The following is a 22,930-nucleotide window of genomic DNA, read 5'->3' as shown; positions in this document are numbered from 1 at the left end:
GTCGGGGGGTGCGGCTACGCTCGCTGCGGCGTGCCCGCGCCGAGCAGACCGCCGACGGCGCGGGGGAGCACATCGCCGAGACCGGGGAGTACGACCAGTTGACCGCAGAGCCTGACACCCTGTATGGGGCCGACGACCTCACCCACCTCGAGGGGCTGGACGCCGTCCGTAAGCGGCCCGGCATGTACATCGGCTCCACCGACAGCCGTGGCGTGGGTCACCTCGTTAACGAGATCCTCGACAACTCGACCGACGAGGGCGTCGCCGGCCATGCCACGAGCGTCGAGGTCGTCCTGCACGCCGACGGATCGGTGCAGGTCGACGACGACGGCCGGGGCATCCCCACCGACGTGCACGCCCGCTCCGGCATCTCCGGTGTCGAGCTGGTGCTCACCCGCCTGCACGCCGGCGGCAAGTTCGGCGGCTCCGGCTACAAGACCTCCGGCGGCCTGCACGGCGTGGGCGCCTCGGCGGTCAACGCCCTGTCCCGCCGCTTCGACGTCACCGTGCGCCGGGGCGGCAAGGTGCACGCCATGTCGTTCCGGCACGGGGTGCCCGGCGTCTTCGACGGCGACGGCCCGGACGCGCCGTTCACCCCCGGCCCGGGGCTCCAGGTCATCGGCGCCATGAAGCGCGGCCGCCGCACCGGCACCTCGATCCGCTACTGGCACGACCCCCGCTACTTCGAGACCGGTGCCACCCTCGACCACGACGCCGTGCGGGCCAAGCTGCGCCACACCGCGTTCCTGGTCCCGGGTGTCGGTTACACGCTGCACGACCGCACCACGGAGGAGCCCACCGAGGAGCGCTTCCACTATCCCAACGGCCTCACCGACATGGTGGAGTTCCTCGTACCGGCCGGCGACCGGCCCGTCTCCGGCACCCTGCTGGTCACCGGGGAGGGGACGTACCGGGAGAACGCCGCCGACGCCAACGGCGTCATGCAGTCGAACGTCCAGCGCCGGGCCGAGGTCGAGATCGCCTTCCGCTGGGGCACCGGCTACGAACGCACTGTCGAGTGCTTCACCAACACCATTCGCAACGCCCACGGCGGCACCCACCGCAAGGGCTTCGAGCGGGCGTTGGCGCGTACCCTCGCCGACGCCGTACGCAACACCCGGGGCCTGCTCAAGGCCAAGGAGGACGCGCCCACCCTGGACGACGTGCTGGAGGGCATGACGGCGGTGGTGCACGTGCGGGTGCCCGAGCCGCAGTTCACCTCGCAGACCAAGGACGAGCTCTCCACCGCCGGCATCACCAAGGTCGTGCAGGGCCTGGTGGAGCGGCACGTCAGGTCCTGGCTGGACGACCGCAGGACGCGCACCGAGGCGCGTACGGTCCTCCAGAAGATCGTCGACGCGTCCCGGGTACGCCTCACCCAGAAGCAGCAGAAGGACGCCGCCCGCCGCAAGACCGCCCTCGAAGGCGCGGCCATGCCCGCCAAGCTCGTCGACTGCCGCGCCTCGGGAATCGACAGAAGTGAATTGTTTATCGTGGAAGGGGACAGCGCCCTCGGAACAGGCCGACTTGCCCGGTCTTCGGAGTACCAGGCGCTTCTTCCGATTCGGGGCAAGATCCTGAACGTGCAGAAGGCCAGCCTTCAGCAGGTGCTCGACAACGCCGAGTGCGCGGCGATCGTGCAGGTGCTCGGCGCCGGCTCCGGGCGTACCTTCGACCTGTCGACGCTGCGCTACGGGCGGGTGCTGATCATGGCCGACGCCGATGTCGACGGCGCACACATCCGGACGCTGCTGATCACCCTCTTCGCCCGGTACATGCGACCGTTGATCGAGGCGGGCCGGCTCTACGCCGCCATGCCACCCCTACACAAGATCACCACCAAGGGGCGCAATCCGGATACCGTCTACACCTACACCCAGGCGGAGATGGAGTCGACGGTGCGCCGGTTCGAGAAGGCCGGCAAGCAGATCGTCACACCGGTGCCCCGGTTCAAGGGTCTCGGCGAGATGGACGCCGAGGAGTTGTGGGAGACCACCATGAACCCGGCCACCCGCGCGGTACGCCGGATCAACCTGGACGACGTCGACGCCGCCGAGCGGATCCTCGAACTACTGATGGGGGAGAAGGTCGAGCCGCGCCGCAACTGGCTGATCGACTCCGCCGACCGGGTCGACCGCGCCGCCATCGACGCCTGACCACCGCGTCTCTCGGAAGGAAAGCTGAGCCATGGCACGCCGCAAGGAGACGAAGGTCGACCATTCCGCGTTCGACCGGGCCGGCGCGCGGATCATCGACAACCCGCTGACCACCGAGGTGTCCGACTCCTACCTGGAGTACGCCTTCTCGGTCATCCACTCCCGGGCGCTGCCCGACGCCCGCGACGGCCTCAAGCCGGTGCACCGCCGCATCCTCTGGTCGATGTACGAGCAGGGCCACCGCCCGGACCGGGCGCACGTGAAGTCCGCCCGGATCGTCGGGGACGCGATGGGCAAGTACCATCCGCACGGCGACACCGCGATCTACGATGCGATGGTCCGGCTGGCGCAGGACTTCTCGCTCAACGTGCCACTCATCGACGGGCATGGAAATTTTGGTAGCCCGGACGATGGACCGGCAGCGGCGAGATACACCGAGGCTCGGATGTCGCGGGAGGCGATGCTGCTCGTCGGTGAGCTGGGCGAGGACACCGTCGACGTCGAGCCCAACTACGACGGCTCACTGACCCAGCCCACCGTGCTGCCGGCCGCCTTCCCGAACCTGCTGGTCAACGGTGCCGCCGGAATCGCGGTCGGGATGGCGACCAACATGATCCCGCACAACCTGGGCGAGGTCGTCGCGGCGGCCCGGTGGCTGATCCGGCACCCGAACGCCACCCTCGACAAGCTGATGGAGTTCGTGCCCGGTCCCGACCTGCCCACCGGCGGCATGCTGCTCGGCCTGGACGAGGTGCGCCGGGCGTACGAGACCGGCCGGGGCGTGGTGCGGATGCGCGGCAAGGTGGAGGTCGGGCCGCTGGAGGGCAGCCGGGGCCGGCAGGCCATCACGGTGGTCGAGTTGCCGTACGGCGTCGGTGCGGAGAAGGTCATCGCCGCGATCACCAACGAGGTGAACAAGACCAAGCGGCTAACCGGGATCGCCGACGTCAAGGACCTCACCGACCGGGAGAGCGGTACCCGGCTGGTCATCGAGTGCAAGGTCGGCGTGAACCCGCAGGCGCTGCTCGCCGACCTCTACCGCTTGACCCCGCTGGAGCAGTCCTTCGGCGTCAACAACCTGGTGCTCGTCGACGGGCAGCCACGCACCCTGGGGCTCAAGGAGCTGCTGGAGGTGTTCCTGGCCCACCGCTACGAGGTGGTGACCCGGCGCAGCGCGTACCGCAAGCGCCGGCGGGAGGAGCGGCTGCACCTGGTCGACGGACTGCTGATCGCGCTGCTCGACATCGACAAGGTGGTGAAGCTGATCCGGGGCAGCGAGGACGCCCAGGCGGCCCGGAGCGGCCTGATGCGCCAGTTCAAACTCTCCGAGATCCAGGCCAACTACATCCTGGACACCCCGCTGCGACGGCTGACGAAGTACGACCGGCTGGAGCTGGAGGCCGAGCAGCAGAAACTGCGGGCCGAGATCGCCGAGCTGTCCACCATCCTGGACGACGAGAACGTGCTGAAGAAGGTCGTATCCGACGAGTTGGCCGCGGTGGTCAAGCAGTTCGCCGCGCCCCGGCGGACGACGCTTGTCGACGGTGACCTCAAGGAGGTGCTGGCCGCGTCCGCGCCGGCCGGGCCGTTGGAGGTGGCCGACGACCCGTGCCAGGTGATCCTGTCGGCAACCGGGTTGGTGGCCCGCACCGCGGCCGAGTCGGAGGAATCCGCCGAGGGGCGTCGCCGGCACGGCCGGGTCAAGCACGACGCGGTACGCGCCGTGGTGCACTCCACCGCGCGGGGGCGGGTGTTGCTGGTGACCAGTGCCGGCCGGGCGTTCAAGGTGGACGTGCTGCCGCTGCCGGTGCTGCCGGAGCAGGCCGGCACGGTGTCGTTGCGGGGCGGGATGTCGGCCGCCGAGCTGGTGCCCCTGGAGCCGGGGGAGACCGTGGTCGGCCTGGCGCCGCTCGGCGCTTCCGCGGAGGGCTCCCCGGGCCTGGCCCTCGGTACCCGGCAGGGCGTGGTGAAGGTCTGTGCCCCGGACTGGCCGGTGCGATCCGACGAGTTCGAGGTGATCGGGCTGCGGGACGGCGACGAGGTGGTCGGGGCGACCTGGCTGGTCGACGGCACCGAGGCGCTCGCCTTCCTGACCAGTGCGGCCTCGCTGCTGCGGTTCCCCGCCGCGACCATCCGCCCGCAGGGGCTCAAGGGCGGCGGGATGGCCGGGATCGCCCTGTCGTCCGGGGCGCGGCTGGTGTTCTTCGGCGCGATCCGCACCGACGATCCGGAGCACGGTGAGCCGATGGTGGTCACCTCGACCGGTGCGACGGTCAAGGTGACGCCGCTGTCGGCGTACCCGGCGAAGGGGCGGGCGACCGGCGGGGTGCGTGCCCATCGGTTCCTCAAGGGTGAGACCGACGTGGTGGTCGGTTGGGTCGGTCCCCGGCCGGTGGGCTCGACGGCCAACGGTGAGGCGGTGGAGCTGCCGGCGGCCGACCCGCGCCGTGACGGTTCCGGCTTCGCCGTCATGCTCGGCCCAGCCGTGGTGGGTCACCAGATCGACCGCGATTAGGTACCTGCTGCTCGATTCTGGCGTGCCGGGCCCAACTCGTCCGGCACGCCGCAATTCATCGACGCCCGTCATTGACGTATGACGTATGACGACGATACGTTGGGGCTTGCTCGCTGGTGGCCCGACGTGTCGACACCACCATCCACAACGTCGGTGCCTGCGACAACGCGCGTCCTTCCCGACCGCGCGTGGTCCTAGTCGAAGGAGTGGATCAATGATTGGTGAGGTTCGTCCCGCCTCTCCTCCCAGGCGTCGGCAACGGTCGGTCGTGGCGGCGGTCGGTGCCGCCGTCCTGGCGGCCGGCAGCCTCGTCGCCATCAATGCGACACCCGCAGCGGCGGCGACAGTCGACCCCAACGCGTGGTACGTGTTGGTCAATCGCAACAGTGGTAAGGCATTGGATGTGTACGGTCTGGCGACCAACGACGGTGCGCGGATCAGTCAGTGGACGCGTAACGACGGCGCGAACCAGCAGTGGCAGTTCGTGGATTCCGGTGGTGGCTTCTACCGGGTGAAGTCGCGGCATTCGGGCAAGGTGCTGGATGTGTCGAACGGGTCGACGGCTGATGGTGCGGCGGTGGTGCAGTGGTCGGATCACAATGGCACGAATCAGCAGTTCCGGTTGGCTGACTCCGATGGTGGTCATGTCCGGTTGGTCAGTCGGCACAGCGACAAGGTTGTGGAGGTGCAGGGTGCCGCCACTGCGGATGGCGCGAACGTCGTGCAGTACGCCGACTGGAACGGGGCCAATCAGCAGTGGCAGTTGGCGCGGGTCGACGGGGGTGGCCCCACGTCGCCGCCACCGACCGGTGAGCCGGGCGCGGGGTGTGGTGGGACGCCGACGCTGGGCAACGGTACGCACACCATCCAGAGCGGCGGCCAGAGCCGCCAGTTCATCCTGCGAATCCCCGCCAACTACGACAGCAACACCCGCTACCGGTTGATGTTCGCGTTCCACTGGTGGGGCGGCACCGCCGGCGACGTCGCCTACGGTGGAGCGGACGGGGCCGCCTGGGCCTACTACGGGCAGCAGGAGCAGTCGGACAACACCGCGATCCTGGTCGCGCCGCAGGGCATCGGCAACGGTTGGGCCAACTCCGGTGGCGAGGACGTCACCTTCGTCGACGACATGATTCGTCGGATCGAAAGCGACCTCTGCGTCAACACCACGCAGCGCTTCGCCCTCGGGTTCAGCTACGGCGGGGCGATGAGCTACGCCCTCGCCTGTGCCCGCGCGAACGTCTTCCGGGCCGTCGCGGTCTACGGCGCCCCCCGGGAGCTGAGCGGGTGCAGTGGTGGCACCCAGCCGATCGCGTACTTCGGCATCCACGGCATCTCCGACAACATCGCCAGCGGGCGGTCGTTGCGGGACCGGTTCGTCCGCAACAACGGTTGCACCCCGCAGAACCCACCGGAGCCGGCGGCGGGCAGCCGGACGCACATCACCACCGTCTACTCGGGATGCCGGGCCGGCTATCCCGTGCAGTGGGGCGCGTTCGACGGCGGTCACACCCCCGGCCCGGTCGACGGCGGCGGCGACAGCGGCGCCAGGACCTGGACCAAGGGCGAGGTGTGGCGCTTCTTCGCGCAGTTCTGAACCGCAGCCGCAGCTGTGGGTGAAGGCGAGCCCGCTCCCGTCGATCCGGCGGGGGCGGGCTCGGCTCGCCATCGTTCGGATGCTGCGGGTGCGGTGGATGTTGCTCAGGCGACGCCGGCCGGCCGGAACTGGACGCTGACCCGGGGGCCGACCGGGCGGGCGGTCTTGGGTATCGCATGCTCCCAGGTGCGCTGGCAGGAGCCGCCCATCACCACCAGGTCGCCGTGGCCGAGCGGAAAACGCAGGCTGGTTGCGCCGCCACGCGGGCGCAGCAGCAGCTGACGCGGCGAGCCGAAGGAGACGATGGCGACCATGGTGTCGATGTGTGCGGAGCGGCCCTGGGTGTCGCCGTGCCACGCGACGCTGTCCCGGCCGTCGCGGTAGAGACACATCCCGGCGGTGACGAAGGGCTCGCCCAACTCGTCGGCATAGTGGCGGGTCAGCGCCGCGCGGGCGGCGGTCAGCACCGGGTGCGGTAACGGCCGGCTGGCGCCGTACCAGCTGAGCAGCCGGGGCACGTCGACCTCGGCGTCGTACATGGTGCGCCGTTCGGCCCGCCACGGCACCTCGCGCAGCAGCACGTCGAGCACCTGGTCGGAGCCGCGCACCCAGCCGGGCAAATGGTCGACCCAGGCGCCCCGGCTCAGCGGGTGCCGGCGCGGCTGCCCGGCCAGCGGGCCGAGGGTGGGCGCCGCGTCGGTGACCTCCAGCATCGACGGCTGGTACGCGGCCTGCGACATACCCGCAGCCTAGCAGGTATTTAGCACACCAGTGCTACCGGCGCGGCGCTGATGCGACGCCTGCTCGACGGCGCGGACCCGGCGGCGGACGCCGGAGGATAGGAGGCGGGGCGGCGGCATGGCTACCGGGCAGGACGTGCCTGCGGCGCGGTACCGCACCATCGCCGCGGACCTCGCCGCCAAGATCCGATCCGGGGACTATCCGGCCGGCGGGGCGCTGCCCTCCCAGCGTGACCTCAGCGCCGCCTACGGGGTCACGTTGATGACGCTGCGGCAGGCGTTGCGGCAGCTCAGCGACGAAGGGCTGATCGAGCAGCAGCCCGGCCGGGGCACCTTCGTCACCCCGCCACACCTGGCGTACCGGCTCGGCTCGCTGCGCAGCTTCGCCGACGACCTGCGGGATCAGGGCCACGAGGTGCGTACCGCCGTGGTCGGCCGCGCGGTGCGTCGGCTGCCCGCCCGGGTCGCCGGCACGCTGCGGGCCGGCCCCACCGAATCCGGGCTGCGGCTGGAGCGGGTCCGCGCGTTCGCCGGCCGCCGCGCCGTGCACCAGGTCTCCTGGGTACGCGCATCGCACGCGGACGGCCTGCGCGAGGTGGACTTCACCGCGACCTCCCTGTACGAGGCGCTCGCCACCCGGGGTGTCTCGGTTGCCCGGGCCACCGAGGCGATCCGGCCCGGCATCCTCGACGGGGCGCTGGCGGCACACCTCGACGACACACCTGGTGCTGCCGTGCTGATCAGCGACCGGACCACCTACACGCTGGACGGCACCGCCATCGTCGCCGACCGGGCGACGATCCTCGGCAGCATGATGGAGATCAACACCGACCGGGCCGCGCGGAGCCTGTCACTGCACTGGGGAGCCAGCCGCGACGCGTCGTAGCGCCTTCAGCACCGCGTCCACCACCCGCTCCCGTCCGCGCCCGTCCACGGCGGCCCAGGCGCGGGCGGACAACTCCGCCCGACGGGCCCCGTCGTCGAGCAGCTCCGCCAGGGTGCGTGTGGCGGCGCGGAGCGCAGGACCGCCGCCGGCCAGCGCGGGCAGCTCGCCGAGCCCGGCGGCCAGACCCGCCGCCACCACCCGGTGGTACGACTCGCGCTGGTTGTCCACCACGCAGACCAGCGCCGACGGGGCCCCGAGGCAGCACAGTTCCCAGGTGGAGGTGCCGGCCGCGCTGACCACCAGGTCTGCCGCGGCGATCAGGGTGGGCAGCGTGCCGGTGGGGGGCACCGGCAGCAGCGACTGCCCCGGGCCCGGCGTCAGCCCAGCTATCCGCCCGCCCAGTTCGGGCCGGCCGACGACGACTGTGAGTTCCATCGGCCGGCCGGTCGACAGCAGCGCCTCGGTCAGCACCGGTGCCGCGCCGGCCGCGTCGGTGCCGCCGAAGAAGGCCAGCACCGAGGGCGGCTGCACCGTCACCGCCGGGCGCGGGGCCGCCGGCCGGGCGGCCAGGACACCCTCCCGCAGTAGGGCGTACCCGCTGCCGGCGAGCAGCCTGCCCGCCGGCACCGCCAGGTCGGTGGCGAAGTTCTGGTCGAGATAGAGGTCGGCGTCCTGGCCCCGGGTGTCCCCGTCCACGATGGCCAGGGTCAGCACCCCGGCGGCCCGCAGCGCTCCCGCACCGGCGGGATCCAGCTCGTACGAGTCGAGGACCAGCACGTCGAGGTCGTGTCGGCGGGCCGTGGCGACCAGGTCGTCCGGGCTGTCCGGGCCGGGGTGCAACGGGATACCCCGGGCGGTGAGCTGGTCAGCCGCCCAACCGACGCCGTCGACGGTGCCGAAGACCTCGACGATCGCGCCCCGGGCCTGGAACTCCTCACCGAGGGCGAGACAACGGACCAGGTGCCCGACACCGCGCAGTGGCCCCGCGTCACAGCGCAGTCCGACTCGTAACGTGCTCAGCGCTCATCCAATCGCTTCTGCCGGACGTCGGCGTTCAGCGCGCGCAGCGCCGGCTGCCCGTCGAGCCAGTCGGCGAGCTTGGCCAGCGGCACGCTGACGTCACCGAAGTGGTCGGCCACCGCGCGGACCAGATCCCAGTCGCGAGCGGTGTCGAGGGTGAGGCGCAGCTGCGAACGGTCCGGAGTGAGGGTCACGCCGAGCACCCGGAACACCTCCGGATGCGCGTAAGCGTACGAGGTCACGTGCACCCGGTGATGGTCGGTGGCGAGCCGGTCGACGGTACGCAGCGCGTCCGCCCGGATGATCTCGACGTCCAGACCCCGGGGGAGGGTACGGGCGATCGACGTGCTGGCGTAGTCCAGCCCCGGCACGGCGCGATACACCGAGGCGACCAGGCTGACGATTTCCGGGTCCAGCAGCGGACAGTCGGCGGTGAACCGCATGACCGCGTCGGCGGGATGGTCGTCCAGGGCGCCGACGAAACGGGTCAGCACGTTGTCGACCGGCCCCCGGTGCCAGGCGACGCCGAGCCGGTCACACTCGGCGACGACCGCGTCGTCACTGCTGTCGCTGCTGGTCGCCACCACCAGGTCGGCCAGCACACCGCTGTCCTGGGCTGCCCGGACCACCCGGCCGAGCACGCTGCGTCCGGCCAGTGGGCGCAGCACCTTGCCGGGCAGCCGGGAGGAGCCCATCCGCGCCTGCACGATGCCGACGATCCGGTCCGTCACTGCTGTCCTCCCTGCTTCGTGGAGATGGCGGCGCGGGCTCGGCGTTTGGCGGCGCGGGCGCCGCGCCGGGCCATCCGGGCCGGAGCGATGGCCAGCAGCCCGACCTTGTAGCTCAGCGAACCGCTCAACAGATTGATCTTCGCCTCTGCCCGGCGCAGCGCCCGCTCCCGCGAGGTGAGCAGGTTCTCGGTCCACGTGAGCAGCGCCGTCAGCCGGGTGTTCTCGTCCTGCTGCCGTCGCCACGCCTCGCGGAGTTGCTGGTAGCTGCGCGGGCCCGGCGGCGGGTCGGTCGGTGCGACCGTGGTCGCCGCCGGCTGCATCGCGGCCTCGACGACCGTCCTGTCGAAGTCGCGTCCGGCGACCCCACCGAGCACCACGGTCAGCCCGGCAACGTCCAGCGTGGAGGTCCACGGGTGGGCGTACCCGCCGGTGAGCAGCTCGGCGGCGAAGCGCCACAACGTGCGGGCCAGGACCACGTCGACCGGCAACGGTGCGTCGGCCCGTCGGCCCCGGGCGAGCACCGCCCAGCGGTCGCCGTCGACGACCAGGTTGTCCGCCCCGGCCAGTGCCACCGCGCCGCCGAGATGTCCCTGCTCGGCCTGGCCGTCGAGCCAGTCGGCATAGCCGCGCAGCAGCCGGCGCAGCAGCGCCGTGTCGCGGCGCAGGCAGCCGTCGAGCAGCAGGCTGCGCAGCAGACGCCCGTCGGGCACCGGTCCGTCCGGACCATCCGGGTCGCGGTCGGCCACCTCCCGGCCGGCGTACGCTGCGGCCCCGCCGTCGTGCCAGTGCCAGCCCTGCGGCCCGTCCCGCACCTCGACCACCGCGTCGCCGGTCAGCGCGCCCACGACCAACGCCACCGGCAGCCGGGTGGGTACGCCGACCCCGGGTGGCAGGTGCTCCGACCGGTCGGCGCGCGGCTGCGGGTGAGCCGCCTCGCCGGGCTCGGCCGGCCCGGGGCCGGTGTCGGTCGGCTGCGTGGCCGGGTCGGTCTGCTCGTGGTCGGTGTCGGTCGGCTGCGTGGCCGGGTCGGCGGCCGGTCGGCGGGCGAGGACCAGCCAGGACGGGGCCAGGTCGGCGGCGCGACCGGCGTGCAGGGCGTCCACGGCCAGCCGGGCCGGATCGGTGAGGACGAACCGGCCGGTGTACCCGTCGGTGCAGGCGGCGTGCAGCACCGCGTCGAACAACCCGCTGCCGGTGCGCCGAGCCAGCTCGTCGACGGCCAGCAACGCGGTGGTCAGGTCGGGACGCGGGTACCCGGCGTAGCAGGTGCCGGGGATCATCCCGGCGGCGGCCAGCCGCTCGCGGGCCTGCCCCAGGTTCGCGGGACGGGCGGCGTCGAGCACCCCACCGACGGTCCACTCGGCATCGCCCCGGCCGGCATACCAGCTCTCGGCGGCGACCAGCCGGTGTACGCCGAGCGGGTTGTCCAGCCGCAGCAGCAGCTCACCACCGGGGCGGACGGCCGCCACCAGGCGGTCCAGCAGCCCGTTCCAGCCGAGCCGCTCACCTTCGACCGACTCGACCGCGTCCAACCCGGCACCGGCGATCACCACGTCGTACTCCTCGCCGGCCGGCAGGCCGTGCGGGCCGCTCACCAGCACCCGGTCCACCCGCCCGGCGAGCACCGCCGCGTCCGGGTAGCCGCGCAGCAGGCAGGTGATCCGGGCATGGGCCAGCGCGTCGAGCAGCGCCGGACCGTGCGGCCCGGCCAGCAGCACCCGGGCGCCGGCCGGCACCAGGCGAGCGGCCAACGCGACGAGTGGACCGTCGTCGGCCTCGTCCGTGCGGTCGGACCAGGCGGGCATCTCACCGCCGGGCAGCGTCACCGCCGACGTCGTCTCGGTTGTCACGTCGTCTCCTCCTGCGGGTACGCCCACCCCAGCAACTCCCGTAGCGCGGCGGGCGGGTGGCGGTGGTCGGTGCCCAGCTCGGCGTGAGCGATCGCGACGGCGGTCGGCAGGTGCACCTGCTCGCCGTGCAACTGCGGCCACTGCCGGCGGATGCGGGCGGTGCCGCCGAAGGTCGGGTCCTCGTCGGCCAGCACCATCGGATCGCCGTACACCGCCGGTTCACAGCCGGCCGCGATGCCGTAGAAGATGGCGCTGGTCAGCCGGTTGGACGCGACCCGGCGGTGCCGGCGCAGCTCGGCGAGCTGGCGGTCCAGGAACTGCGGGTCGGTGTCTTTCCACCAGTGCCCGCGGTATCCGTGGCAGATGACCCGGAAGCCGGCGTTCTCGTAGAGCCGGCGTACCCGCCGCATCCGGTGTTCGTGCCAGTACAGGCAGACCGTGACCGGGCCGGGTTCGGTGTCCCGGATGCGGGCGATCAGTTCCTTGTGGTCACCCTTGACGTGCTGGCCCTCCCAGCCGTGGAACGGGTACCAGATGGTGCCCTCCCGGGGCGGCCGGGACTCCTCCGCCGGCCGCATGGCAAGCAGATAGACGAACGGCGCCCCGATCACCGTGACGTTGCGCCGCCCGACCGACCAGGCCCGCCGCCGGGTCTGCTCCGACCAGAGCAGACTCGGCGTGCGCTCGGCGTACGGGTGGCCGGGGGCCAGGCCGTCGCCGATGTTCCAGCCGTGCTGGACGTACCCGTTGATCCGGGGCGGGTGGCCGTCACCCAGACCCGCGTAGCGGGCCAGCACGTGGGCGTGACCGTAGAAGTGGTTGGCGTGGTGCATCGAGGATCCCTCAGGCGGCGGGCCGGAGCGAGACGCCGCGCAGGGCCGCAGCCAACGCGTCGATGACGCGGTCCTGGTCGGCGTCGCGCAGTCCAGGGTAGAGCGGCAGCGACAACTGCTGGGCGTAGAAGGCCTCCGACACGGGGCAACTGCCGCGCCGGTAGCCGAGATCGGCGAAGGCCGGGTGCCAGTGCGCGGGGATGTAGTTGACCTGGACGCCGATGCCTGCGGCGCGCATCCCTTCGTAGATCTCGCGGCGGCGGCCGTCGAGCACCCGGATCGGGTACAGGTGCCAGGCCGGGTCGGCCCACGGCTTCTGGACCGGCAGCCGCACCCCGTCCAGGTCGGCCAGCGCCTCGTTGTAGCGGGCCACCAGGGCGGCCCGCCGGGCGACGAAGTCGCCGAGCCGGCGCAGCTGGCTGCGGCCCAGCGCACAGAGCACGTCGGGCAGGCGGTAGTTCAGCCCGAACTCGTGCACCTCGTACCACCACCCGCCCTCGTCGGGAAGGTGCAACTCGTCGTGCTCGCGGACCGTTCCGATGCTGCGGAACCGGCGGGCCCGCTTGAGAATCTCCGGGTCGAGCGCGGCGACCCCGCCGCCCTCGGCGGTGGTCAGATTCTTCGTCGGAAAGAACGAGAAGGTGGTCAGGTCGGCGAGTGAGCCGACCGGCCGACCGTGGTACCGGCCGCCGATCGAGTGCGCCGCGTCGGACAGCAGCAGCGCGTCGCTGCTCTCGACCGACTTGCGCAGCGCGTCGTAGTCGGCGGGGTGGCCGCCGTAGTCGACCGCCGAGACGACCCTGGTGCGTGGCGTGACCGCGGCGGCGGCCGCCGCCGGGTCGAGGCAGAAGGTCTCGTCCTCGACGTCGGCGAAGACGACCTTGGCGCCGAGGGCGACCGCGGTGCTCGCGGTCGCCACGAACGTCATCGGCGGTACGACCACCTCGTCGCCGGGCCCCACGCCAGCCGCCGCGTACGCCACGTGCAGTGCCGCGGTGCCGTTGGACACGGCAGCGACGCCGACCCCGCCGGTCCACCCGGCGAGGTCCGCCTCGAACGCCGCGACCTGCGGACCAGTGGTCAACCAGTCGCTTTGCAGGGTCTCCACGACCGCCGCGACATCCTCATCGGTGACCGACTGTCGTCCGTAGGGAAGCATCGCCATCACGCGGCGGTGATGCCGAGCATCTCACGCAGCTGGGGCACCGTGAGCCACTCGTCGTTGGTGTCCGACTGGTACGCGAAGCCGTCCGGCACCGGCTCGCAGCCGACGGGTGGCTGGTAGCCCCAGGTGGCGATGGTCGGCTGCACGATGAACCGGTCCTTGGTGATCAGCGTCCGGCGGCTGTCGTCCGGGGCGATCATCTCCTCGTGCAGCTTCTCGCCGGGCCGGATGCCGATCTCGTGGGTGGTGGCGTCCGGGGCGACCGCCTCGACCAGGTCGAGGATGCGCATGCTGGGGATGCGGGGCACGAACAGTTCACCGCCCTGCATCTGGTCGAAGGAGTCGATGACGAACTGCACGGCCTGGTCGAGGGTGATCCAGAAGCGGGTCATCCGCTTGTCCGTGATCGGCAGGCTCTTGCCCTCGGCGGCGAGCCGGCGGAACAGCGGAACCACCGAGCCCCGGCTGCCGACCACGTTGCCGTAGCGCACCACCGCGAAACGGGTCGGGTGCTGCGCCGCGTAGTGGTTGGCGGAGATGAACAGCTTGTCGCCGACCAGCTTGGTCGCGCCGTACAGGTTGATCGGGCTGGACGCCTTGTCGGTGGAGAGGGCGACCACCTTCTGTACGCCGGCCTCGATCGCCGCGTCGACGACGTGCTGCGAACCGGTGATGTTGGTGGCGATGAACTCCGACGGGTTGTACTCCGCGGTGTCGACCTGCTTGAGGGCGGCGGCGTGTACGACGTGGTCCACACCGTGCATGGCCCGGGTCAGCCGGTGCCGGTCCCGGATGTCGCCGATGAACCAGCGCAGCCGGGGGTCGTCGCCGAGCTGCTGGCGCAGCTCGTACTGCTTGAGTTCGTCACGGGAGAAGACCACCACCCGGGCCGGATCGGTCTCGGCGAGTAGGTGCCGCAGGAAGGTCCTGCCGAAGGAACCCGTTCCCCCGGTGACGAGGATGGACGATCCGCTCAGCTCGCTCAACTGGTGCTCCCGTGTGTGTCGGATTCGCGGTCGGCCTCGGCCGGCCGGGTGGGAACGCTAGACGCGGCGGGTTAACGGGCCCATGCCCCGCGGTTAACCACGTGCCGTGCGGCGGTGAATGCCGGGCACCCGGTTGGCGAACACCTGCCGTCGTCCCGGCGTGCCTGCCGACGGGCGCTTCATACTGCCTTTCCTTGAAGTGCTGTTCGGGCTGTGGTCGTGCTTGTCTGGTCGGCGCTCTTGCCGAGTATTGGATCTTCGCTGGGATGGCAGGTTGCCGTGGCCGGCTCATTGGGCGCGGGAGAGTCGGGCAGCCTTGTTGTCACCCGCGGAGCGTCCCGCGTGAGTCGGCGCAGGTCGGCCTGGGTGAGCGGCGCGGGCAGAGCGGTGCCTCTGTGTGGTCCGAGCTGAGATCTTGACAGGCATGCGCTCTGTCAATCTATAGTGCTACGACACTATGACAATGGAGCGCGGATGATTGACTTCTATCTTGACGTAGGGTCCGGCGTCTCGCCGTATCAGCAGCTGGTGCAGCAGGTGCAGCAGGCGTTGCGGGTGGGGCTGCTGTCGGTGGGCGATCAGCTGCCGACGGTGCGGGACGTGGTGGCCAAGCTGGCGATCAACCCGAACACGGTGCTGAAGGCTTACCGCGAGCTGGAGCACCTCGGGCTCATCACGCCACGCCCCGGCCAGGGCACCTTCATCACCCGTACGCTCGCCGACGACTCGCTCGCGGCCCACGAACCGCTGCGCCAGGAGCTGCGGGCGTGGCTCGGCAAGGCACTCGCGGCCGGCCTGGACGCGGACAGCATCGAGGCGCTGTTCATGACCACCTTCCGGACTGCCGTCGAGGTGACCCGATGACCCCTGCGCTGCGCACCGAGCGGCTGAGCAAGCACTATCGCGGCGGTCACCGGGCTCTGACCGACGTGACGTTGACCTTGCCGGCGGGCCGGGTCGTCGGCCTGGTCGGGCCCAACGGCGCCGGCAAGTCGACGCTGCTCAACCTGATCGCCGGCACGATCCGGCCGACCTCGGGCAGCATCGAGGTCCTCGGCGCCCGCCCAGCGGCGAACCCGGCACAGCTGAACAAGGTCGGCTTCGTCGCCCAGGACACCCCCGTCTACCCGGGCCTGACCGTCGCCGAGCATATGCGCCTCGGCGCCAAGCTCAACGCCAACTGGGACGCCGGGCTCGCGCAGCGGCGCATCGCGCAGCTCGGCCTCGACCCGGCGCAGAAAGCCGGGCGCCTCTCCGGCGGGCAACGCGCCCAACTCGCCCTGACCGTAGCCACGGCCAAGCGACCCCAGCTGCTGATCTTCGACGAGCCGGTGGCCGCGCTCGACCCGCTGGCGCGGCGCATATTCCTGCAGAACCTGATGGAGTCGGTGGCGGACCTTTCGGCCACGGTCCTCCTGTCGTCGCACCTGCTCGGCGATCTGGAACGGGTTTGCGACCACCTGGTCGTGCTGACCGGTTCCCGGGTGCAGCTGGCCGGCGACGTCGACGACATCCTGGCCGCCCACTACCGGCTGGTGGACCGGCCCGGCCTGCCCGACAAGCTGCCGCCGGGTGTGGAGGTCATCCAGGCCGAGCACAACGCCCGGCAGAGCACGCTGATCGTCCGGGACACCAGCGGCATGCTGCCCCGGCTGCTACCCGAGCTGCTGCCGACCGCGACGCCGCTCGAGCTCGAGGACATGGTCCTCGCCTACCTCAACCGCGCGGTCACCACACCCGCCGGCCCCGACTCCCGGCAGCCCCTGGAGGTTCCCCGATGATCTGGCTGACCTGGCGTCAGTTCCGCGTGCAGGCCCTCATCGGGGTCGCCGCCGCCGCTTGCCTCGCGGCGTACTTGGTCGTGCTCGGCCGGCAGGTCCGCGACAGCTACGACGCCGCGGTCAACTGCGGTGCCGGCTGCACCCTCGACACCGCCCGGGACACGCTGGACAACGACTACTTCACCACCCTGCTGCTGTGCGGATTCCTGGTCGTGCTCGTGCCGGCCCTGATCGGCGCGTTCTGGGGCGCGCCGCTGGTCGCCCGCGAGCTGGAGACCGGCACCCACCGCCTGGCGTGGAACCAGGGCGTCACCCGCGGCCGCTGGCTCGCGGTCAAACTGGGCGTGGTCACCCTCGCCGGAGTGGCCCTGACCGCCACCATCAGCACGTTGCTCACCTGGGCTGCGAGCCCCTACGACAGGCTGATCGGTGGCCGCTTCGATCCGCTGATCTTCCCGACCCGCAACATCGCGCCGCTCGGCTACGCCATCTTCGCCGTGGTCGCCGGCACCACGATCGGGCTGCTCACCCGTCGTACCGTCACCACGATGGCCCTCACCCTGGCTGCCTTCGCCGCGCTGCAGATCCTGCTGCCCGCCGCGATCCGCCCGCATTTGGAGCCGGCGGTCACCGAGTCGGTCGCCTACAACGCGAGCGCCGCGATTGAGGGTGCCCGGATCAACCTGAAGGGTGGCGTCGCCAAGATCGAGGGGTACGCCAAGCCCGGCGCCTGGGTGCTCTCCGCCAGCACCGAGCTGCTCGACGCCGCCGGTAAACCGCTGAGCGGCTCGGTGGTCGCCCAGTGCAGCACCGGCGACCGCACCCGTGACGACGCCTGTTACATCGAGCAGAAGGCGCACTTCGAGGTCGAGTACCAGCCCGCCGACCGGTACTGGACCTTCCAATGGCTCGAACTCGTCATGTACCTGCTGCTCGCCTGCGCCCTGGCCGCCTTCGCGTTCTGGCGCATCCCGCGCGGCCTCAACTAGCCACAACCGGACCGCCTCAGCGGCCAGGCCACCACGCCTGACCATCGGCCCTGCACGCGCTTCCCCACTAACGGAGACATCTCGTGGTCACTCGCCGTACCCTGCTCAGATCCGGCTCCGCCGGCGTGCTCGCCGTGTCCGCGGGCGCCGCCGGGCTGCTCGCCCTGAACACCGGTGCCGCCGCCTCCTCGGCTTCGGCCGATGAGGTCACCACGCCCACCAAGCCCGGGGCCACAGCCCTGCAGCGAGCGTTGGACACCATCGCGGCGACCGCGGCCGCCGGCGTGCTCGCCGAATTCCGCCATCCCGGAGGGACCTGGCGCGGCACCAGCGGCGTCGCTGAGCTCGGCACCACCACACCGGTCCCGACCGCCGGCCGATTCCGTGCGGGCAGCGTCACCAAATCGTTCGTGGCCACCGCCGCCCTGCAACTGGTCGATAAGCGCCGCATCGGCCTCGACGACGTCGTCGAGAGGTGGCTGCCCGGTACGCTCGCCGCCGGCGAGCGGATCACCGTGCATCAGCTGCTCCAGCACACCAGCGGCATCGTCAACTACACCAACACCCGCGCCTTCCGCACGCTCTACGGCACCGTCGACGGCATCCTCAGCCTGCGCGACCGCACCTGGACCCCAGCTGAGCTGCTCGCCTTCACCAATGGCCAGCCGCTGATCTTCGAGCCCGGCACCTCCTGGACCTACTCCAACACCAACTACATCCTGCTCGCACTCATCATCGAGAAGGTCACCGGCCGGCCTTACGCCTCGGAGATCGAACGGCGCATCCTGCGCCCGCTCGGCCTGCACCGCACCGAACTCCCCGGTGCGAAGTCGACCATCGCCGGGCCGCACCCGCACGGCTACCTGCCTCAGGAACAGGACGGCACGCCCACGCCGATCGACATCACCATGCTCAACCCGACCGTCGCGGGCGCCTCCGGCGAACTCGTCACCACCACGGCCGACCTCAACCGCTTCTACCAGGCGCTGCTCACCGGCCGGCTGCTGCACCCGACCCAACTCGCTCAGATGCGCACCGCCCGGACCACCGGCCACGACTACGACTACGGCCTCGGCCTACAAACCAAACTCCTGCCCAACGGCACCCGGCTCTGGGGCCACGAGGGCGACATCTTCGGCTACCAGACCCTCTGCTGGACCACCAAGGACGGCCGCCACCAACTCACCGTCGCCGCCACCCCATGGGGCACTGGCAACCTCGACCAACTCCTCGACACCCTAGTGTCCACCGCATTCGCCTCGTCCTCGCCGGGTCCACGCGACGCGACCACCCCCGAACAATGAGGCGCCCCTGTCAGGTGCCGGCAAGGCCCTGCCCGATCACGGACGCTCGAGAGGACGGGATCGGCTTGAGCCGGAAAGAGCCGGCGACCTTCTGCTGGTAGATCTCCCGAGTTGCCGGGTCCCAGGGGATGCACCAGCGTCCGCTCGGACCGCGCCGGGCGGGCACCTGCCCCAGACGCAGCCAGTTGTAGATCGCGTCGGCCGGGATACCGAGTTCCGCGGCGGCCTGCTTGACGCTCACCTCGCCGTCCTGGACCGCGACGGTGCGCGGCCCGAAGACCTTGTAGGCGTCGCGGACCCGAGCGACGCCGCCAGCGGTGAACGGCTTCCCCTTTCCGGTGGTCAGCCCGGCGGCATTGAGCATGTCGGCGAGCTCGGAGCTGGTGTGGGTGGCGCCGTGCTGACGGATCACCTCCAACGCGGCGGGCGGGGTGCGGCCGGGGCCGGGGCGGGCCACGGCCAGTTCGTCAGTGGCGCCGGTATGCCAGCGCACCCCGATCCGCATGGTATGCGCGTCCGGCTCGGGCAGCAGGGTGACGTCAGCGATCAGGCTTCGCAGCAGCCGTTTACGGTCACGAGGGCTGGTGGTCTCGGCGTGCCACAGCCGCGGCAGGTCCTGCGCGAGGGCCTGCAACGAGGTGGCGGCCGGCAAGGCCGGTTTGGCGGCCTGCGCGGTGGCCAGCGCCGCCTCCGCCTCGGTCAGCGCGGCGAGTCGGGTTTCCCACCGCGACTCCAAAGTCCTTGCCACCAAACGGTTTTCCGGCTCCACGTTGCTGAAGGCCCGCTCGGCGCGGTCGGCCTCGTAGCGGGCCTGTTGCACCGCCAGCTCCGCGGCGCGGTGGCTACGGGTGTGCCGCTCGGCAACCTCCTCAGCCGCAGAAACGGCCACCCCGATCTGCTCCGGCGTGATCGTGTCCAGGAACAGCGCGGCGACCGCGTCGTCCACTGCGGTGGCGGAGAAGTTGCGGCATTGCGGGGTGCGCGCGGAGTCCTTGACCTGGCAGCTGTAGGTGACCTTGCGGTCGCGGCGGTCGTAGCGGGTGCCGACGCGGCCCCCGCATACGCCGCAGAAGATGATGCCCTGGCACAGCGCGGTGCCTTCGCGCACTGGCCGGGCGTTCTTCTGGGTGTTGTTGGCCGCGAGTTTCGCCTCGATGGCCAGGTAGTCCGACCAGGTCAGGTAGCCCTCGTGGTGGTCTTCGATGACCACCGTCCACTCCTCGCGGGCCCGCTTGCGGCGCGCGGAGCGCACACTGCCGTCGGGCTGCACCCGGCGCACGTCGCGGGTCTTGCCGAACGTGTACGCGCCGGCATACGTCGGATTCTTCAACGCCTGCAACACCCGGGCATGCGTCAGCTTGCCCCACTTGAGCTGCCCCGCCCACGCGCCGCCCCACGCCCGCTGCGGGAACAACCGGCCGGTCTCGGCGAACGCGCGGACCACCCCCAACGCCGACCCGGTGCGCTCGAACTCGGCGAACAGGTCGGTGACCGCCCGTTGGACCTGCTCGTCGGGGTCCTTGACCACCGTGTGGTCGTAGTCGTAGACGAAGCCGACCGGCAGCGGATGCCGCAGCTCACCGCGCTGCGCCGCCGCGAGCTTCGCCCCGTGCAGTCGCCCCAACAGGAAGTGGAGTTCGATTTCCGACATTTGCCCCTTGAGGCCGAGCAGGATGCGGTCGTTGACGTTGGCGAGGTCGTACACGCCGTCGGTGTCGATCAGCAGCGTGTCGGTCAGCCGGGCCAGCTCCATCAGCCGGGTCAGGTCCGCGTTGGAGCGGCCGAAGCGGCAGCCTTCCAGGCCGAACACCGCGCCGACCTCGCCCATACACATCCGGGCCACGATCTGCCGGTAGCCGTCGCGTTCGGCGCCGAACCGGCCGGACACGCCCAGGTCGGCGTCGACCACGACGATCTGCTCGGCCAGCCACCCGAACTCCGCGGCGGTACCGACCAGGCCGTACTGGCGGTGGGTCGACTCGGTGTTGAACCGCACCTGCGCGACCGTCGACTGCCGCACGTACACGATCGCCAGCCTCGACAGATGCGAGCTGCTGATCTTCGTCGTCGGGGTCACCGTCGGCCGGCCCGCTGCCGCGCAGCAACGACTCGACCATGTTCGCCACGGCCATCACCGCCTGGCGACGATCCCAGCCCGACATCTGCTCCCGTTCCCTGACGGTCACCCCTGGCATCCCCGGCACTGACCGCCTCCGCCAGCGGCGCCCCGCTTGGGTCGATCGCATCGACCAGCGACCGCGCCGCCGTCAAGCCGTCCACCGCGAGGCGGTCGGTCGAGGCGGGCACGCCGCGGTCGGTCCATTCCTGAGCCACGGTGACCCGTCGCCTCCCCTCGACTTCGCACACGAAGAACAGCCCAGTGCGCTTGCGCTGCGAAAGCAGCACGGTCAAGCGCTGACCTTTCAATGGATGGAAAGGGTGAGTGATCACCAATGAGTCCGAAGAGTACCTTGACTGATGAGCCGTATAGGGCACGGGTTCCGACCTGCGTCGACCGGGCGGTTAGCGTCTCGATCCGACCGGGAACCGTGGCGCGTCCGGACGGCGGCTGCCTGCCCGGGGCCGCGTCCTGGGAGGAAAGATGACCGTCGAGGCCGAGACGACCCGGGCCGGTAAGACGGGCGGATCGGTGGCCCGGCCGGGATCTCCGCGCCCCAACCGCCGACGCTGGTTGGTCCCGCTGCTGCTGGTCGGCGGCTGGCTGCTCGGCACCGCCTGGCGGATCTGGTTGGCCCGCCACGCCAGCATGCCGTTCGCGCACACCGACGAGGACAGCTACCTCAACACCGCCCGCGCCCTGGCCGGCGGTCCCGGCGGATTCAGCAGCGAGAACGAGACCCTGCGCCGGATCGGGTACCCGCTGCTCATCGCGCCGGCCTTCCTCCTCGACCGGGAGTTCCTCGACACCTACCTGCTGGTACGGGTGATCAACGCGGCGCTGAACGCGACGGTCCTGCCGCTGGCGTACCTGCTCGGTCGCCGGCTGTTGGGACTGCGGCCCGGTCCGGCCCTGGCGGCGGCGGCCGGCGCGGCGACGCTGCCGGCGGTGGCCTTCCACGCCACGGTGGCGATGACCGACGCGGTGCTCGGGCCGCTGCTGCTGGCCTGGCTGCTCGCCGTGCACCGGCTGGTCGAGCGGCCCGGACCGGTCGCCGCGGCGATGTGCGGCGCCCTGGCGGGGGCGGCGCATCTGGTGCACTCGCGCGGGGTGGTGATTGTCGCCGGGTTCGCGCTGTTGGCTCTGGCGCTGGTCGTCCGCCGTCGGCTGGACCCGGCCGCGCTGCTGGCGGCGGTGCTGCCGGTGGTGGCCGCGGTGCTCGGCAACGAGGCGGGTGTACGGCTGCTCGGCGATACGGTGCACCTGCTCGGCAGCCCGGCCGGCGGCAACGTGGTGCGGGCGGTCACCTCGGTCCGAGGACTGTCGCAGGTGCTGGCGTCCGTCGGCACGCAGGTGTGGTACCTGACGGTCGTCACCTTCGGGTTGGCCGGGCTGGCCGGTGCCGAGGCGGCGACCCGGCTGTGCCGCCGGGGCGGTGCCGCCGCCAGGTGGACGTTCGGTGTGGCCCTGCTGACCACCGTGGGCGTCGCCGTCGGCGCGGAGGTCGTCCTGGCCGGTGTACCCGACCGTGTGCCGGACGCCATCTACGCCCGTTACGTGCAGATGTTCGCCCCGTTCTGGCTGCTGGTCGGCATCGGGCTGCTGTTCGGTATCGCGTACCGTCCGCTGCTGCGCCGGGCCGGGGCCACCGTGCTGCTGTTGGCGGCGGGCGGCGTACTGATCCAGCTTCGGCTGTCGCAGGCCGCCGCCGATGGTGCGCCGCTGCGTTGGGGCGGGTTCAGCGCGCCGGACCTGATGGCCCTGACCGGCGGGTGGCGACAGATGCGCCCGCTGGTCGGCTCCGCGATCGGGGTCGCCGGTTGCCTGCTGCTCGTGCTCGTGCTCGCGACCCGCCACCGGGCCGCGCGTACCCGCCTGCTGGCGGTCGTGCTCACCGCGCTGCTCGTGGTCAACGTGGCGACCATGCAGGTGATCACGCAGCGGCTGATCCGCCCGCTGGCGGCGGCCGACACGCCCGTGCCCAGCGTGACCCAACTGGGGGTCCGGGCGCCGGAGCGGGTCGCCGCCTCCACCGGCGTGCCCTACCAGCTCCGGTACAACCTCAGCCACCAGGTGACCTGGACCGAGGTGCCGTGGTTCCGCGACCGGCCGCCGGCCGACGCGGAGGTGGTCTTCGCCCGCTGGGCACCCGGCGAACCCAACGACTGGGACGGCATCCGGCACGGCTTCGTCCGGCTGGGCGGCGACCCGCAGCACAAATGGGCCGGGTGGCGGCGCGGGTGATTCCGCAGTGGCGG

At 71.5% G+C, this 22,930-nt stretch carries 19 protein-coding genes; 10 read left to right on the top strand and 9 right to left on the bottom strand.

What is annotated here, in order from left to right:
• Positions 1 to 98 precede the first annotated feature (98 nt).
• From AC2CHE_RS05600 to AC2CHE_RS05590, 3 genes are all read left to right on the top strand, one after another.
• Positions 99 to 2,156 (top strand): DNA gyrase/topoisomerase IV subunit B, encoded by a 2,058-nt coding sequence (locus tag AC2CHE_RS05600; protein WP_484503872.1) that lies wholly within the window; start codon positions 99 to 101, stop codon positions 2,154 to 2,156.
• 31 nt (positions 2,157 to 2,187) lie between these two features.
• Positions 2,188 to 4,671, top strand: coding sequence for a DNA gyrase/topoisomerase IV subunit A (locus AC2CHE_RS05595; protein WP_484503811.1), 2,484 nt, complete (start codon positions 2,188 to 2,190; stop codon positions 4,669 to 4,671).
• A 214-nt stretch (positions 4,672 to 4,885) separates the two neighbouring features.
• Positions 4,886 to 6,268 carry an RICIN domain-containing protein gene (locus AC2CHE_RS05590; RefSeq protein ID WP_484503810.1) on the top strand — a complete coding sequence of 461 codons (1,383 nt, stop codon included), beginning with the start codon at positions 4,886 to 4,888 and terminating at the stop codon, positions 6,266 to 6,268.
• 104 nt (positions 6,269 to 6,372) lie between these two features.
• On the opposite strand, the gene AC2CHE_RS05585 is transcribed toward AC2CHE_RS05590, so the two are convergent.
• Positions 6,373 to 7,008 carry an alpha-ketoglutarate-dependent dioxygenase AlkB gene (locus AC2CHE_RS05585; RefSeq protein WP_484503809.1) on the bottom strand — a complete coding sequence of 212 codons (636 nt, stop codon included), beginning with the start codon at positions 7,006 to 7,008 and terminating at the stop codon, positions 6,373 to 6,375.
• A gap of 118 nt (positions 7,009 to 7,126) precedes the next feature.
• Between AC2CHE_RS05585 and AC2CHE_RS05580 the strand changes: the two genes are divergently transcribed.
• Positions 7,127 to 7,894 carry a GntR family transcriptional regulator gene (locus AC2CHE_RS05580; RefSeq protein WP_484503808.1) on the top strand — a complete coding sequence of 256 codons (768 nt, stop codon included), beginning with the start codon at positions 7,127 to 7,129 and terminating at the stop codon, positions 7,892 to 7,894.
• On the opposite strand, the gene AC2CHE_RS05575 is transcribed toward AC2CHE_RS05580, so the two are convergent.
• Positions 7,859 to 8,740 (bottom strand): spore coat protein, encoded by an 882-nt coding sequence (locus AC2CHE_RS05575; protein ID WP_484503871.1) that lies wholly within the window; start codon positions 8,738 to 8,740, stop codon positions 7,859 to 7,861. The genes AC2CHE_RS05580 and AC2CHE_RS05575 overlap by 36 nt on opposite strands.
• Here AC2CHE_RS05575 and AC2CHE_RS05570 point away from each other — a divergent pair.
• Positions 8,729 to 8,905: a hypothetical protein gene (locus AC2CHE_RS05570; protein WP_484503807.1), complete on the top strand. Its 177-nt coding sequence runs from the start codon at positions 8,729 to 8,731 to the stop codon at positions 8,903 to 8,905. The two genes, AC2CHE_RS05575 and AC2CHE_RS05570, sit on opposite strands and share 12 nt — an antisense overlap.
• 5 nt (positions 8,906 to 8,910) lie before the next feature.
• Here AC2CHE_RS05570 and AC2CHE_RS05565 read toward each other — a convergent pair whose 3' ends face one another.
• Genes AC2CHE_RS05565 through pseB form a run of 5 tightly spaced genes read right to left on the bottom strand, consistent with a single transcriptional unit; the run spans position 8,911 to position 14,479 of the window.
• On the bottom strand, positions 8,911 to 9,645 hold the full coding sequence (locus AC2CHE_RS05565) for a cytidylyltransferase domain-containing protein (RefSeq protein WP_484503806.1): 735 nt from the start codon (positions 9,643 to 9,645) through the stop codon (positions 8,911 to 8,913).
• On the bottom strand, positions 9,642 to 11,495 hold the full coding sequence (locus AC2CHE_RS05560; RefSeq protein WP_484503805.1) for a class I SAM-dependent methyltransferase: 1,854 nt from the start codon (positions 11,493 to 11,495) through the stop codon (positions 9,642 to 9,644). Before AC2CHE_RS05560 ends, AC2CHE_RS05565 begins: the two co-directional genes overlap by 4 nt.
• Positions 11,492 to 12,328 carry a hypothetical protein gene (locus AC2CHE_RS05555; RefSeq protein ID WP_484503804.1) on the bottom strand — a complete coding sequence of 279 codons (837 nt, stop codon included), beginning with the start codon at positions 12,326 to 12,328 and terminating at the stop codon, positions 11,492 to 11,494. The genes AC2CHE_RS05560 and AC2CHE_RS05555 overlap by 4 nt, the downstream gene beginning before the upstream one ends.
• A 10-nt stretch (positions 12,329 to 12,338) precedes the next feature.
• Entirely contained in the window at positions 12,339 to 13,496 is a 1,158-nt protein-coding gene (locus AC2CHE_RS05550; RefSeq protein ID WP_484503803.1) for a DegT/DnrJ/EryC1/StrS family aminotransferase, read from the bottom strand.
• Positions 13,493 to 14,479 carry a UDP-N-acetylglucosamine 4,6-dehydratase (inverting) gene (gene pseB / locus AC2CHE_RS05545; RefSeq protein ID WP_484503802.1) on the bottom strand — a complete coding sequence of 329 codons (987 nt, stop codon included), beginning with the start codon at positions 14,477 to 14,479 and terminating at the stop codon, positions 13,493 to 13,495. Before pseB ends, AC2CHE_RS05550 begins: the two co-directional genes overlap by 4 nt.
• Before the next feature lie 474 nt (positions 14,480 to 14,953).
• Between pseB and AC2CHE_RS05540 the strand changes: the two genes are divergently transcribed.
• From AC2CHE_RS05540 to AC2CHE_RS05525, 4 genes are all read left to right on the top strand, one after another.
• The gene (locus AC2CHE_RS05540) at positions 14,954 to 15,343 is read left to right on the top strand and encodes a GntR family transcriptional regulator (protein ID WP_484503801.1); all 390 of its coding nucleotides are present in this window, start codon (positions 14,954 to 14,956) and stop codon (positions 15,341 to 15,343) included.
• On the top strand, positions 15,340 to 16,260 hold the full coding sequence (locus AC2CHE_RS05535) for an ABC transporter ATP-binding protein (protein WP_484503800.1): 921 nt from the start codon (positions 15,340 to 15,342) through the stop codon (positions 16,258 to 16,260). Before AC2CHE_RS05540 ends, AC2CHE_RS05535 begins: the two co-directional genes overlap by 4 nt.
• Positions 16,257 to 17,249, top strand: coding sequence for an ABC transporter permease subunit (locus AC2CHE_RS05530; RefSeq protein WP_484503799.1), 993 nt, complete (start codon positions 16,257 to 16,259; stop codon positions 17,247 to 17,249). Before AC2CHE_RS05535 ends, AC2CHE_RS05530 begins: the two co-directional genes overlap by 4 nt.
• Positions 17,250 to 17,332: 83 nt before the next feature.
• Positions 17,333 to 18,553: a serine hydrolase domain-containing protein gene (locus AC2CHE_RS05525; RefSeq protein ID WP_484503798.1), complete on the top strand. Its 1,221-nt coding sequence runs from the start codon at positions 17,333 to 17,335 to the stop codon at positions 18,551 to 18,553.
• 10 nt (positions 18,554 to 18,563) lie between these two features.
• On the opposite strand, the gene AC2CHE_RS05520 is transcribed toward AC2CHE_RS05525, so the two are convergent.
• Together AC2CHE_RS05520 and AC2CHE_RS05515 are read right to left on the bottom strand one after the other, a co-directional pair.
• Complete coding sequence (locus AC2CHE_RS05520) at positions 18,564 to 20,579, bottom strand: recombinase family protein (protein ID WP_484503797.1); 2,016 nt, start codon at positions 20,577 to 20,579, stop codon at positions 18,564 to 18,566.
• 47 nt (positions 20,580 to 20,626) lie between these two features.
• Positions 20,627 to 21,004: a DUF5372 family protein gene (locus AC2CHE_RS05515; protein WP_484503870.1), complete on the bottom strand. Its 378-nt coding sequence runs from the start codon at positions 21,002 to 21,004 to the stop codon at positions 20,627 to 20,629.
• Between the two features lie 151 nt (positions 21,005 to 21,155).
• Here AC2CHE_RS05515 and AC2CHE_RS05510 point away from each other — a divergent pair, with 151 nt between their 5' ends.
• The gene (locus AC2CHE_RS05510) at positions 21,156 to 22,916 is read left to right on the top strand and encodes a hypothetical protein (RefSeq protein ID WP_484503796.1); all 1,761 of its coding nucleotides are present in this window, start codon (positions 21,156 to 21,158) and stop codon (positions 22,914 to 22,916) included.
• Positions 22,917 to 22,930 lie beyond the last annotated feature (14 nt).

The sequence above is a fragment of the Micromonospora sp. ATLC16 genome (genome assembly GCF_057196645.1).
This window is presented reverse-complemented; position numbering and strand designations above follow the sequence as displayed.